The following is a 12,142-nucleotide window of genomic DNA, read 5'->3' as shown; positions in this document are numbered from 1 at the left end:
GGAGGACTGATGATCACACAGGAGCAGTTGAGGGCCATGGACGGGTGCGCGGCGTACACGGAGCAGGGCCGGCGCGTGGGCGGGGTGGAGTGCGTCCTCGTGGACGACACCACCGGCAGGCCCGAATGGGCACGGATCGCCGACGGAGCCCGCGGCCCGGGAGGGGTCTTCGTGCCGCTGCGCCACGCCGCCTTCGAGGACGGGCGTCTGGTGCTGCCGTACCCCGTGTCGCTGATCGAGGGGGCTCCCCGTGCCGCGCCGGACCGCGGGAGCGTCCTGTCGGTCGTGGAGGAGAAGCAGTTGTTCGCGCACTACGGCCTCAGGGACGTCCGGGAAGAGGTGAACGCCGAGAGCGGCGCCGGCTGGGGGCACATGGACCGGGCCGCGGCCATCCGGGAGGGGACGGGCGGCCGGGAGCCGCGGGTGTCCCGGCTCGAGCCGGGGCGGCTCGGCCGGTGAGCGGCCGGGCCCGGCGGTCAGGCCGTCGGGCCCGTCGCGCCCGGGGGCGGCTGTTCCGCGGGGGCGGTGCGGGGAGCGGCGCGCTGGGGGCCGCCGGCGGCCCCGGCTCGCGGCGTCGGTGCCGTGAGGTGGTGCAGGGTGCCGGTGATCTCCAGGAGGCGGTTCAGATGTGCGGGCCGGCCGTCGAGGTGGAGTTCCGCGCCCGCCCCGTCGGTGCGTCGCCGGACCATCAGGAGGGCCGCCAGCCCGCTGGAGTCCACGGCCGACAGGCCGGCGCAGTCCAGCCGCAGGTCCCGTAGGCCGGGCTGCTCGGCGAGGAGCCGGCCGACGGTTTCGACGAGGAGGTCGGCGTGGTGGTGGTCGAGGTCGCCGCTCAGCTCGACGCGCCCGGTGCCGCGGGAGGCGGAGGGCGTCAGGGTGAGCGGGGCGGAGGGCGGGCTCGTCATTCAGCTGTCCTGGTCGCGGGGATGCGGGTCAGGCGGGCGGCGCCGGCCCGCAGGATGGTGGTGGCGCGGGGGAAGTCCTGGAGTTCCCGCTCCAGGAAGGCCAGGGCCGACAGCAGTGAGGCGGCCGGCACGCGGCGGGCTTCCAGGACTCCGGCGGTCCACAGCAGGAAGCCGCCGAAGAGGTCCTCGTCGTCCGTGTAGAGGGCGGCGGCGAGGAACTCGACGACGTGGGAGAGGTCTTCGGCGGTGTGCTCGCGCTGCGCTTCGGAGTAGTCGCGCACGGCCGGGTGTGCGGCCTCCAGTGCCTCGAACACGGCCCTGACCAGCCGCGGGCGGCTGCGGGCGACCAGTGTGTACTCCTGGTCCTTCAGGTGGGGCAGGTCGTCGATGGCCTGGTGACCGGGGCGGGGCTGCGGGAGCGGTCCGAGGTCCAGCGCGTCGGCGGCGGCGCGCGCGTCGGGGGCCCAGGCGTCCGCGCCCAGCAGCCGCGCGTAGCGGCCCTCGGGCCCGAACGCGGCCCCGCCGACGATCACGGGCGTGCCGACGGCCTGGCAGGCGGTGATGGTCGCGTGCGCGGCGGGCAGGCGGGTCGCCAGGGAGCCGGAGAGCGCCACGGCGTCCGGGCCGGTGCGGTGCAGGTGGGCGACGAGGTGGGGGGCGGTCACCTGGGCGCCGAGGTAGTCGATGCGCCAGCCCCTGATCCGCAGCACCTCGGCCAGGAGCCGGGCGGGCAGGGCGTGCCATTCGCCGTCCACGCAGGCCACGGTGATCCGGCCGCGTGCCGGTGACGCGGGCACGGAGCGGTGCAGGGCGACGGCTGCCAGGGCCCGGTCGTTGATGGCCGTCGCGGCGTGCTCCTGGGCGACGGTGATGCGGTTGGCCGCCCACTCCCGGCCGACCCGCCCCTGCACGGAGGCGATGACGTCGAGCAGGAGCGCTTCCGCGCTCATGCCCGCGTCAAGGGCGCGGAGCAGGGTGGCGACCGTGGCGGCCTCGTCGAAGGCCATCACCGACTCCCACACCCGCGCGCACAGCTCACCGGCCGGCGAGGCGGAGGTCACGGACGGGCTCACGCGGTGAACCGTCCTCGGGTGTGGCCGTCCACGGCGCTGAGGTGGTTGGTGCGCGGCGCCGAGATGACGACCACGGCCATGTCGTCGTGGCGGCCCGTGCCCACCCACTGGGAGGTGAGCATCTGCACGTGCTCCACCACGGCCTCGGCGGGCATCGCCGCGCACTTCGACAGGGCGCGGCGCAGCCGCTCCTCCCCGAACATCGCACCGCCCATGGGACCTCCCCGAGCCTCGCTGATCCCGTCGGTGTACAGGACGCAGGTGTCCCCGGGTGCGAGGGTCACCCGGGCCGTCTCCGTGGTGATCTGGGGCAGCGCCCCGACCAGCGTTCCCTTCGTGTCGGCCTCCTCCACCCGGCCGTCGGAACGCAGGATCAGCGGAGCGGGGTGGCCGGCGCTGGTCAGGCGCAGCCGTACGGCGTTGCCGTCACGGGCCGCGGAGGCCAGCACCATGGTGACGAACCGGGCGTTCTCGGAGTTCAGCAGCGAGGTGTTGAGCAGGCTGAGCATCCGGTGGTGGTCGTCGGCCATCGGCAGGAGGGCGTGCAGGGTGCTGCGGATCTTGCCGGTCATCACGGCCGCTTCCAGGCCCTTGCCGCACACGTCTCCGAGGACGACCAGGGAGGACGCCCCCTCGTCGGCGGCGGGGTGTACGTCGTAGAAGTCGCCGCCGACCCTTTCGTGGTCCCTCGACGGGCGGTAGCCGCCTGCGTACTCCACGCCGGAGACCTGGTGCAGCGAGGGGGGCAGGAGTTCGCGCATCAGGGTGTCGGTGATCGAGGCCTGTTCCGCGTAGAGGCGGGCGGCCGACATCGCGGCGCCTGCGCGGGCGGCGAACAGGCGCGCGAAGACCTCCTCGTCCTCCGTGAAGGGGGCCGCTCCCTCGGCGCGCAGCAGCACCAGGGCGCCGGCGGGCACGCCGTGTCCGGGCAGGGGGGTGATGACGATCGACCCCAGGGTGGCGAGCCCGGCCGGTACCAGCCAGGCCGGAGCGGCGGACGGGTCGATCCAGCGGGAGGGGACGGGCGGGAAGCCCTGGAGCGCCTCGGCCAGCCCGGGCACGTCGGCGGGGTCGACGGCGCCGCGGGACACGGACGGGCTGCCGCCCCGCAGGCACGAGACGACCGGCAGCTCGGGTCCCTGCGCGGGGGCGATCACCAGTGCCGCGTCGGCGAGGTGGTCGGCCGCCATCTGCGCCGTGACGTCCATGCAGCGGTCGAGGTTCAGGGACGAGAGCAGGAGGTTGGAGGAGCGGACGAGGAACTCGGTGCGTCTGCGTTCCGTCGACAGGGCTTCCCGGGCCAGCCGGTGGTCGGTGTCGTCCACCAGCCACCACACGACGGTGCCGTCGTCACGGGGTGTCGGGTGCGCCTCGTAGGAGCGCTCGCCGACGGGTCCGCGGGCGGTGGCGGACCGGGCGGCCGGGCGCTGGGCGGGAAGGGCCGTGGTGTGGCGCGCGTGCGCCGACACCAGCCAGCCGGGGACCGTGTCCGCCATGGGCGAGCCGGGGCGGGCGTCCGGGAACACCAGCCCCGCCGCCTCGTTGGCGTGGACCACGACCGCGCCGGCGTCCGCCACCAGCACCGGGTAGGGTGCCTGACTCCACGGCGGCCCGGCGGTGGGTGAGTACGGCGTCGTTTCGGTGGAAGGAACCAAACGTTGAAGGCCCGCTGTGCGAACCCCTCACCTCTTCATCGCGTTCGTCACGTCGGAAATGCTTCGGAATAACAGTTGTCCTGCGGCAACCATCCTCCATGGTCCGTGCACCGTGCAACCGGGCCCCGGCCGCACGCGGTGTCGAGGACTCACGCTCGTGGGTGAAAACGGCGGGCCGGTCGCCGATGCGGGTGCCTGTTGACCGGGCCCTCACCCGATGTAGGAGTATGTCCTGGTGACCGGAGAGCAAGTGGTCGTCACCTCGACCGCAGAAGGCAACGTGACCGTCATCGGCCTGCACGGCGAGGTCGACGAGGACAACGCGCCGTTGCTGGCCCGCGCCCTCGCACAGGCCGCGGAGGGCGGCCCCCGCACCGTGGTGGACCTGTCGGGCGCCGACTTCGTCGACTCCTCGGTGCTGCACGCGCTGCTCCGCGCACAGCGGGCCCATACGGCCGCCGGCGGGGCCCTCGTCCTCGCCGGCCCCTTCCACACGGGGGTCCGCAGGCTGTTCGAAGTCACCGGGGCCGACACGGTGTTCCGCATGGCGGACAGCCTGGCCTCCGCGATGACATGCTGACCGCCTCCCGCGCCCTGACGGGCCGTCACGGTACAGCCCCTGCGGCCCTGGGCAGGCGAGGGGCATGAACCCATCCCCGCCGTCCGACACGCCCCTGGACGCGGAGCGCCCCCGCGAGGACGCCGGCGCAGACCGGCCTGCCGTATCGCAGGTCTCGGCGGCGACGGCCCGTGACCGCGTCCGCGAACTGCTGCTCCTCGCGGGTGTCGGCCTCGACGGCGTGGTCGCGGCGGACGCGCTGCTCGTCACCTCGGAGCTGGTCACCAACGCGATCCGGCACGGTGACGGGGTGGTCGCCTTCCGGGCCGACGTCGAGGACGGCTTCCTGCGGCTGTCGGTCACCGACGCCAGCTCCCGGCTGCCCGCGGCCCGTACGGGCACGGCCGAGCACCCCGGCGGTTACGGCTGGCCCCTCATCCAGCGGCTGGCGGAGCACGTCGCCTGCAGCGCCCGTCCCGGGGGCAAGAACATCACGGCCACGCTCCGTCTGGGCTGAACCGCCCGGCACGGTCCGGCCGTTCGTCCGGTCCGGCGTGCCGGTCCCGCGTGCCGGGCCGGGAACGGTACGGCCGCGGCGGTGGCGGGGCTCAGGCCGTTCTGGTGGCCGGGGACTCCGCGGGCGGCAGCCGCAGGGGCTTCGCCACCGCCTCGCAGAAGTCGGCGAGCCCCGTGGCCAGGGCGGCCCTGGAGGCCGCCGGCATCGTGGCCATCGCCTCGGCCAGCGCCTCCTGCCTGCGGGCGCGCAGCCGTTCCAGGTACAGGCGCCCCGCAGAGGTCAGCACGAGCAGGACTTCCCGGCGGTCCTCGGCCCCGGGGTGGCGTTCGAGGAAGCCCACGGCCTCCAGGCGGTCGCACAGCCGGGTGACGGACGGCGGGGCAGCCTCCAGCAGCCTGCCGAGCTCGCGCAGGTTCAGCCGGCCGTTCGCCTCCACGAGGAACAGCACACGGGCCTGCGCGGAGGACACGGGAGGGGTGCTGGCAGTGTCCCGGCCGCGCTCCCAGACCACCTCCAGCAGCTCGATCAGCTCGCTCATCTGGGCCACCGCCGACACGGCGGACGGAGTACGGGGGGAGCCGATCGACCGCTGACCCATGTGACACTCCCTAATGGACGTACGCGCTGCCCTCCCCGGCGGACCGGCGGCTTCGTCGTCCCCCATCTTGGCAGTTGCGAGAGAGACAGGTACGGGGCCGGTGACTGCAGTCGTGCGCGGCGGAGGTGTCGGTGGAGGCGGGGACGTCGAGCGTGCGCTGCGCGACGCGGCACCGCACGCGCTGTTCGAGGAGGTCCGGGCCATCCTGGCCCGCGAGCACGGGGCGGCCGGGGCCGAGCTGCTGATGGCGGACTACGCCTCGGCACGGCTCCAGCCCGTCACGGAGCGGCCCTTCACCGCCGATTCCGTGTCCGCCTACAACAGCGCCGAGGGCCGGGCCTTCGGCTCCCAGGAGCCGCACGTGGTCCACGGGGAGGCCGGGACCACGGTGCACCTGCCGGTGACGGTGCGCGGTGACCGGCTCGGGGTCCTGAGCGTCCGCTTCGCGGCCGGCGCCTCGGTCGGGCCGCTCCTCGGACCGCTGCGGGACGTGGCCGACGCGCTGGCGCACGAGATCCTCGTCGCCGACCGCGACACCGACTTCTTCCTCCAGGCGCGCCGGGCCAGGAGGCTCACCCTGGCCGCCGAGATGCAGTGGCAGCTGCTGCCGGGGCGCTCCTGCTCCCGGCCCGAGTACGACCTCGGGGCCCAGCTGGAACCCGCGTACGCCATCTTCGGCGACAGCTTCGACTGGTCGGCCTCGGCGGACCACCTGACCCTGACCGTCAACAACGGCATGGGCGAGGGCATCGAGGCGGCGCTGCTGACCAATCTCGCCGTCAGCGCCCTGCGCAACGCCCGGCGGGCCGGCCTCGGCCTCGCCGATCAGGCGGCCCTGGCGGACCAGGCCCTGTACGGGCAGTACCGGGGGCGGCTGCACCTGGCGATGCTGCTGCTCCGGTTCGACCTGGACAGCGGCGAGGCCGAGGTCATCGACGCCGGGTCGCCCCGGATCTGGCGGCTGCGCGGGAGCACGGTGGAGCCGGTCGGTCTGGAGGCGCAGCTGCCGCTGGGCATGTTCGAGGACACCGTCTACACCTCCCAGCGCTTCCGGGTCCTGCCCGGGGACCGGCTGTTCTTCCTGAGCGACGGCGTCTACGACGTCCTCTCCCCCGCCGGTGAGGCGTACGGCCGGCACGCGCTGGCCCGGGCCGTCCTGAGCACGCGGCTGCTCCCGCCCTCGCAGGTGCCGCGGGCGCTGCTGGAGGAGCTGCCGGGATACCGGGGCGGTGTGGACGCGGTCGACGACGCGATGGTCGTCTGCCTCGACTGGCACGGGAGGCCCGGGCGGTAGTCCGGCCGTCACGCGGTAGGCCGGTCGGGCGGCCCGGACGGTGGCACAGTGGTGGCATGCCCCGTCCCGGCCGTTCCCGTGCGGACGAGGACCCTGCCGCGGCCCTCGCGTCCGCCGCGGAGGTCCTCGCGGTGCTGTACGCCAGGGGCCAGGACGACGTGGCGCCGGCGGTGTCGCCGTCGCAGCTGCGGGCGCTGCTCGCGGTCGAGGGCGCCGAGGGGGTCAACCTGCGGGCCCTGGGTGACGTGCTCGGCTCCCGGCCGTCGTCGGTCACCCGGCTCTGCGACCGGCTGGAGGCCATGGGGCTGCTGGTCCGCTCGCCCCATCCGTCCAGGCGGCGGGAGGTGGAGGTGCGGCTCACGGCCCAGGGGCGGGCGCTGCTGGACCAGCGGCGGGCGGTCCAGGTCCGCGAGCTGTCGGCGGTGCTCGGGCGGATGGCGCCCGAGGCGGTGGACTCGCTGGTGGCGGGCCTGGCGGCGTTCCGGGAAGCCGCCGGGCGGCCGTCCCCGGCCGGCGGTCCGGCCGCGGTTTCGGACAGCGCCTGAGAGTCGGGTGGCCGGTTCGCACAGGTTTGGGGGTTGTCGGGATCATTGAGTTTGTAAAATATTGCCTAACGGCAAATGATCACTCTAGGCTGGGCCGGAGCGACCACGCGGCCGTCGGGCGTCCGCCGTCCGGGATGAGAAGGGACAGACGCGACGCCATGGCGAGCATCTCCGAGCTGGGGGCCCAGCGCCCCGCAGTCGGCACACCACAGCAGCCCCTCCCAGGGGCCTCGGGGAAGCCCGACGACCTCCTGGCACTCTGGAACGGCGTACCGCCCTACGTCCTGCTCATCGAGGACGACGAGGGCGACGCCCTGCTCGTCGAGGAGCTGGTGGAGGACAGCGGGATCGAGGTCCGCCTCGGCCGGGCCCGCTCCCTCGCCGAGGCCCTGGGCCTGCTGGCGGCAGAGGCCCCCGAATGCGTCCTGCTGGACCTGCACCTGCCCGACACCCAGGGCCTGGAGGGGCTGAAGAAGGTCCTCTCCGTCTGCGCCGAGGCCGCGGTCGTCGTCCTGACGGGCCTGTCCGAGGAACGGGCGGGACTGTCCGCCGTCGCGGCCGGCGCGCAGGACTACCTGCTGAAGGGTCGCCTGGAGGCCGACGTCTTCATGCGGGCCATCCGCTACGCGATCCAGCGCAAGCGCACCGAGCTGGCGGCAGTGGCCCTCCAGGCGGGCAGACTGCGCGCCGAGGAGAACGCGCGACTCGAACGCGGGCTGCTCCCCACACCGCTGCTGCTCGACGGCGCGGACGACACCGTCACCGTCTGCGCCCGCTACCACCCGGGGCGCGCCCAGACGCTGCTGGGCGGGGACTTCTACGACGTCGTCCAGACCCCCGACGGGGCGACGCACGCCGTGGTCGGCGACGTGTCGGGCCACGGCCCCAGCGAGGCGGCGCTCGGCGTCTGCCTGCGCGTGGCCTGGCGCTCCTTCGTCATGGCCGGCGCCCGCGGCGCCGAACTGCTGCGGCTGCTGGAGCGGATCCTGCTGGCGGAACGGTCCGGACCCGAGATCTTCGCCACTCTCGTCTCCCTCACCCGTCCCGCCGGCAGCGGCGCCGTCTCGGTCCAGCGTGCGGGGCACCCCGGCTTCCTGGTCCGCTCCGCGGCGGGCGTGGACCTGCGCACCGTTCCCGGCGGCCCCGCCCTGGGCATCCTGCCCGGCTGGGACGCCGGCTGGCCCGTCGCCGAGGTCGAGGTGGAGGCGGGCGGCGCGGTCATGCTCTTCACCGACGGCCTGATCGAGGGGCGCATCGGCCCCGGCCCCGACCGGCTCGACGAGAACGGGCTCCTGGACATCGCCCGCCGGCACGCCGGCCTGCCCGCGGAACCGTTCGTCGACACCCTGATCCAGACGGCGCAGACACTCGCCGCGGACTGGGGCGGCCTGGCCGACGACGTCGCCGTCCTCCACCTCGAATGGAACTCCCCCACGTGACCTCCCCCGCACACCCGCCCGCAGAGCCCGCGGGACGGGCACCGCGACGCCGGCAGACGAGCCTGCAGGTCTGGCTGACCACCGTGCTGGTCACGCTCGCCCTCATGGTCGTCGGCACGGGCGCGCTCGGCGCCGCCCTCCTGTCCCACACCACCACGGCCGGGAACCGGCTCGTCGACGGGATCCTGCCCGCCCAGCGGGACGCCCTGCGGCTGGAGACGGCCCTGCTGGACCAGGAGACCGGGATCCGCGGCTACCTGCTGGCCAAGGAACCCGCGCTCCTGGAGCCGTACGAGCGCGGTCTGGCCAGCGAGACGGAGGCCGCCCGGCGTCTGGCGACGGTCCCCGACGGCGAGACCGGGGTGCGCGGGGACCTGGCCGCCGTGCAGGAGGCCGCCCGGGCCTGGCGGGAGGGGTTCGCGGCCCCCGCCATCGCCTCCGTGGAGAACGGCTCGACCCCGCCTTCCCTCCAGACCGGCAAGGACCTCTTCGACGAGGTCCGCCGCCGGATCGCCGCGCAGCAGTCCCGCCTGGACGGCATCCAGTCCGACGCCCGGACCACCTTCGGCGAGGCGCGGTCGCAGCGCGACCGCATCCTGCTGGCGATGGCCGTGGTCTTCCTGCTGGCCGGGGCCGGCCTCGCCGTGCTGCTGCACGTGGGGGTGCTGCGGCCGCTCGCCCTGGTGCGGACCGCCTCGCAGCGCGTCGCGGACGGGGCCTTCGAGGAGGAGATCCCGCTGCGCGGTCCCTCCGACCTGCGGGCCCTGGCGGGGGCGGTGGAGGCCATGCGGCAGCGGACCGTGGCCGAGCTGATCGCCTCGCGGCGCAACGCCGAGCGGCTCGACCGGACGGCGACCGAACTCGACGCGCAGGCGGTGGAGCTGCGCCGCTCCAACGCCGAGCTGGAGCAGTTCGCGTACGTGGCCTCGCACGACCTCCAGGAGCCGTTGCGCAAGGTGGCCTCCTTCTGCCAGCTGCTGGAGAAGCGCTACGGGGACCAGCTCGACGAGCGGGGAATCCAGTACATCGGCTTCGCCGTCGACGGCGCCAAGCGGATGCAGGTCCTGATCAACGACCTGCTGACCTTCTCCCGGGTGGGCCGGGTCCAGGACGCGCGCGAGACGGTCGCCATGGACGGCCCCCTGGACCGGGCGCTGCGCAACCTCATGGCCGCCCTGGAGGAGAGCGGTGCGGAGGTCACCCGCCCCGACCGCCTCCCGGACGTGGTGGGCGACCCGACGCTCCTGACGATGCTGTGGCAGAACCTGGTGGGCAACGCCGTCAAGTTCCGCTCCCCCGACCGCGCTCCGCGCGTCGAGTTGGCCGTGACCGAAGGCCCGGCCGGCACCGCCGCGGAACCGGGGTTCCACACCTTCACGGTGACCGACAACGGCATCGGCGTACCGGCCGAGTTCGCCGAGAAGGTCTTCGTCATCTTCCAGCGGCTGCACGGCCGGGAGACGTACGGCGGCACCGGCATCGGGCTCTCCCTGTGCAAGAAGATCGTCGAGCACGCGGGCGGGCACATCCGGATCGACACCGAGCACCGCGAAGGCACCCGGATCGTCTTCACCCTGCCCGTGGCCGCCGCCACCCCCGCGTCCGGCACCGACTCCGACGCCGACTCGGCCGCGTCCCCCGAACCCACGCCCGCCCCCGTCTCCACCGAAGGAAACCCGCGATGACCACTCCCGCCGACCGGCCCCGGGCCACCCCCGCCGAAGTCCTGCTGGTCGAGGACGACGCCGGCGACGAGCTGATGACCCGGGAGGCCTTCGAGGACAACAAGATCGGCAACGTGCTGCACGTCGTCCGGGACGGCCTGGAGGCCCTCGACTTCCTGTACCGGCGCGGCGAGCACGCCGACGCCCCGCGCCCGGATCTGATCCTGCTCGACCTGAACCTGCCCAAGTACGACGGGCGGCAGGTCCTGGAACGGATCAAGACGGACCCGGACCTGAGCCACATCCCCGTGGTCGTGCTCACCACCTCGGCGGCCGAGGAGGACATCCTGCGCAGCTACAAGCTGCACGCCAACGCGTACGTGACGAAGCCGGTGGACCTCGACCAGTTCATCCGGGCGATCCAGCAGATCGACGACTTCTTCGTCACGGTGGTCAAGCTCCCCCGCACGCGGTGAGCCCGGTGACCGGGGCCGGTGACGGGGCGCAAGGTCCCCAAGACGGAACGCAGAGGCGGGGAGGACGGAAGTGAGCAGCATGGAAACCCACGGCGCACGGGCGCGCAGCCGCGTCGAGACCTGGACGGACGGGGAGGTTCGGGTCGTCGTCATGGCGGGTGAGTTCGACATGGACAGCGTGGGCCCCCTGCGGACCGCGATGGATCCCACGACTCCGGGCATCTCCCGGTTCGTCGTGGACGTCACCGGGGTCACCTTCGTCGACTCGACGGCGCTCAGCGTGCTGCTGCAGCCCGCGCTGAACCGCCCGGTGGTCCTCGCGGGGACCGTGCCGGCCAGGCTGGCGCGGGTCCTGGAACTCACCGGTGCCGCTCTGGTGTTCGCCTCCGCGCCCAGCGTGGACGAGGGGAAGGCCATGATCATCCCTCCCCGGGGCTGAGCGGGCCCTTCGGGGCCCAGCCGGTTTGACACGCGGAATCCTGGCCATACGAGCCTCGAACAGGCTTCCGCGTCCGCCGCGGTCCCCGCCCCCCGGCGCCGGCCGGGGGGCGGGGACCGCGGCGTACCGGGCAGGAGGGGGACTCGTATGACCGCATCCAAGGGGGACGCGCGCGCGTCCGGGCACGGCGCCGGATCCGCACGCCGCCCCGGGGCGGGGCGGGACGCCGTGCTCGCCCTCGGGCTGCTCGGCACCGCGATCACCGGCCTCGCCGCCTTCGCGCGGGCCGCCGACGCGGACGGGGTCCGGTTCCCGCTCGTACCGGTGGCCACCGTGGCCGTGCTGCTGCTGGGCGTGCTCCTCGCGAAGTGGGGCTACGCCCCCGTCCGCCGCCGGCCGCGTACCGCGCGGCCCGCCCGGTACGCGGCGGCGCCCGCGGACCCGCCCGAGGTCGGGGGTGACGCCTTCGACCACGCCGCGGTCGACGCGGACGGCTTCGAGCACGCTGTGGCCGCCCTGTGCGTACGGGACGGCTGCACCTCGGTGGAGGTGGTGGGCGGCGCCGGTGACCTGGGCGCCGACGTCCTCGCGACGACGGCTGACGGGCGGCGCGTGGTGCTCCAGTGCAAGCACTACGCCGAGGACAACCGGGTCGGCTCGCAGGACCTCCAGCGCTTCGGCGGCACCTGCTACGCGGTCCACGAGGCGGACGTAGCCGTCATCGTGACGACCAGTTCCTTCACCGCGCCCGCCGCCGAGTACGCCGACACGTGCGGGATAGCCCGCGTGGACGGCGAGGCCCTGGCCGCGTGGACCGAGCAGCGGGCGCCCGCGCCGTGGGAGTCCGTGGGCGGCGCGCCCGCGACCGCCCCGTCCGACACTTCCGAAGGAGCCAGGCCGTGACCGACATCGACATCGACACCGTCCCGGCCCGGAACCCCCGGGTCCCCGGAACGGGCGCCGCCGCGGCGAGCCCTT

Annotated in this window: 14 protein-coding genes; 10 read left to right on the top strand and 4 right to left on the bottom strand. The window is 74.4% G+C overall.

Going from position 1 to position 12,142, the window contains the following annotated elements:
* Positions 1-9 precede the first annotated feature (9 nt).
* Positions 10-459: a PRC-barrel domain-containing protein gene (locus D1J60_RS33425; RefSeq protein ID WP_125823708.1), complete on the top strand. Its 450-nt coding sequence runs from the start codon at positions 10-12 to the stop codon at positions 457-459.
* Positions 460-476: 17 nt separating this feature from the next.
* Here the strand turns inward: D1J60_RS33425 and D1J60_RS33420 are convergent, their stop codons facing one another.
* Genes D1J60_RS33420 through D1J60_RS33410 form a run of 3 tightly spaced genes read right to left on the bottom strand, consistent with a single transcriptional unit; the run spans position 477 to position 3,561 of the window.
* The gene (locus tag D1J60_RS33420) at positions 477-905 is read right to left on the bottom strand and encodes an STAS domain-containing protein (RefSeq protein ID WP_125823707.1); all 429 of its coding nucleotides are present in this window, start codon (positions 903-905) and stop codon (positions 477-479) included.
* On the bottom strand, positions 902-1,978 hold the full coding sequence (locus D1J60_RS33415; protein WP_125823706.1) for a cobalamin B12-binding domain-containing protein: 1,077 nt from the start codon (positions 1,976-1,978) through the stop codon (positions 902-904). The genes D1J60_RS33420 and D1J60_RS33415 overlap by 4 nt, the downstream gene beginning before the upstream one ends.
* Entirely contained in the window at positions 1,975-3,561 is a 1,587-nt protein-coding gene (locus tag D1J60_RS33410; RefSeq protein ID WP_125823705.1) for a PP2C family protein-serine/threonine phosphatase, read from the bottom strand. Before D1J60_RS33410 ends, D1J60_RS33415 begins: the two co-directional genes overlap by 4 nt.
* Before the next feature lie 307 nt (positions 3,562-3,868).
* On the opposite strand from D1J60_RS33410, the gene D1J60_RS33405 reads away from it, so the two are divergent.
* Positions 3,869-4,213 carry an STAS domain-containing protein gene (locus D1J60_RS33405; RefSeq protein WP_125603120.1) on the top strand — a complete coding sequence of 115 codons (345 nt, stop codon included), beginning with the start codon at positions 3,869-3,871 and terminating at the stop codon, positions 4,211-4,213.
* A 64-nt stretch (positions 4,214-4,277) separates the two neighbouring features.
* Positions 4,278-4,709, top strand: a complete 432-nt coding sequence (locus tag D1J60_RS33400) for an ATP-binding protein (protein ID WP_125823704.1) — start codon at positions 4,278-4,280, stop codon at positions 4,707-4,709.
* A 91-nt stretch (positions 4,710-4,800) separates the two neighbouring features.
* On the opposite strand, the gene D1J60_RS33395 is transcribed toward D1J60_RS33400, so the two are convergent.
* Entirely contained in the window at positions 4,801-5,307 is a 507-nt protein-coding gene (locus D1J60_RS33395; protein WP_125603118.1) for a MarR family transcriptional regulator, read from the bottom strand.
* A 100-nt stretch (positions 5,308-5,407) separates the two neighbouring features.
* On the opposite strand from D1J60_RS33395, the gene D1J60_RS33390 reads away from it, so the two are divergent.
* From D1J60_RS33390 to D1J60_RS33360, 7 genes are all read left to right on the top strand, one after another.
* The gene (locus D1J60_RS33390) at positions 5,408-6,601 is read left to right on the top strand and encodes a PP2C family protein-serine/threonine phosphatase (RefSeq protein ID WP_125823703.1); all 1,194 of its coding nucleotides are present in this window, start codon (positions 5,408-5,410) and stop codon (positions 6,599-6,601) included.
* Between the two features lie 56 nt (positions 6,602-6,657).
* Positions 6,658-7,146 carry a MarR family transcriptional regulator gene (locus D1J60_RS33385; RefSeq protein WP_125823702.1) on the top strand — a complete coding sequence of 163 codons (489 nt, stop codon included), beginning with the start codon at positions 6,658-6,660 and terminating at the stop codon, positions 7,144-7,146.
* 158 nt (positions 7,147-7,304) lie between these two features.
* Positions 7,305-8,585, top strand: a complete 1,281-nt coding sequence (locus D1J60_RS33380) for a SpoIIE family protein phosphatase (RefSeq protein ID WP_125823701.1) — start codon at positions 7,305-7,307, stop codon at positions 8,583-8,585.
* Positions 8,582-10,270: an ATP-binding protein gene (locus tag D1J60_RS33375; protein ID WP_241253504.1), complete on the top strand. Its 1,689-nt coding sequence runs from the start codon at positions 8,582-8,584 to the stop codon at positions 10,268-10,270. The genes D1J60_RS33380 and D1J60_RS33375 overlap by 4 nt, the downstream gene beginning before the upstream one ends.
* Positions 10,267-10,725, top strand: coding sequence for a response regulator (locus D1J60_RS33370; protein WP_125604266.1), 459 nt, complete (start codon positions 10,267-10,269; stop codon positions 10,723-10,725). The genes D1J60_RS33375 and D1J60_RS33370 overlap by 4 nt, the downstream gene beginning before the upstream one ends.
* A 79-nt stretch (positions 10,726-10,804) precedes the next feature.
* Positions 10,805-11,164, top strand: a complete 360-nt coding sequence (locus D1J60_RS33365; RefSeq protein WP_241253634.1) for an STAS domain-containing protein — start codon at positions 10,805-10,807, stop codon at positions 11,162-11,164.
* A 147-nt stretch (positions 11,165-11,311) separates the two neighbouring features.
* On the top strand, positions 11,312-12,067 hold the full coding sequence (locus D1J60_RS33360) for a restriction endonuclease (protein ID WP_125823698.1): 756 nt from the start codon (positions 11,312-11,314) through the stop codon (positions 12,065-12,067).
* The last annotated feature ends 75 nt before the right edge of the window (positions 12,068-12,142 follow it).

The sequence above is a fragment of the Streptomyces sp. W1SF4 genome, assembly GCF_003950035.1.
GTDB classification, from domain to species: domain Bacteria; phylum Actinomycetota; class Actinomycetes; order Streptomycetales; family Streptomycetaceae; genus Streptomyces; species Streptomyces racemochromogenes.
This window is presented reverse-complemented; position numbering and strand designations above follow the sequence as displayed.

What these genes read in the sequence shown, in the direction of transcription:
- D1J60_RS33425 (WP_125823708.1), top strand. Translation starts at nt 10, where the DNA reads ATGATCACACAGGAGCAGTTGAGGGCCATGGACGGGTGCGCGGCGTAC.
- D1J60_RS33420 (WP_125823707.1), bottom strand. Translation starts at nt 905, where the DNA reads ATGACGAGCCCGCCCTCCGCCCCGCTCACCCTGACGCCCTCCGCCTCC.
- D1J60_RS33400 (WP_125823704.1), top strand. Translation starts at nt 4,278, where the DNA reads ATGAACCCATCCCCGCCGTCCGACACGCCCCTGGACGCGGAGCGCCCC.
- D1J60_RS33395 (WP_125603118.1), bottom strand. Translation starts at nt 5,307, where the DNA reads ATGGGTCAGCGGTCGATCGGCTCCCCCCGTACTCCGTCCGCCGTGTCG.
- D1J60_RS33385 (WP_125823702.1), top strand. Translation starts at nt 6,658, where the DNA reads ATGCCCCGTCCCGGCCGTTCCCGTGCGGACGAGGACCCTGCCGCGGCC.
- D1J60_RS33380 (WP_125823701.1), top strand. Translation starts at nt 7,305, where the DNA reads ATGGCGAGCATCTCCGAGCTGGGGGCCCAGCGCCCCGCAGTCGGCACA.
- D1J60_RS33370 (WP_125604266.1), top strand. Translation starts at nt 10,267, where the DNA reads ATGACCACTCCCGCCGACCGGCCCCGGGCCACCCCCGCCGAAGTCCTG.
- D1J60_RS33365 (WP_241253634.1), top strand. Translation starts at nt 10,805, where the DNA reads ATGGAAACCCACGGCGCACGGGCGCGCAGCCGCGTCGAGACCTGGACG.
- D1J60_RS33360 (WP_125823698.1), top strand. Translation starts at nt 11,312, where the DNA reads ATGACCGCATCCAAGGGGGACGCGCGCGCGTCCGGGCACGGCGCCGGA.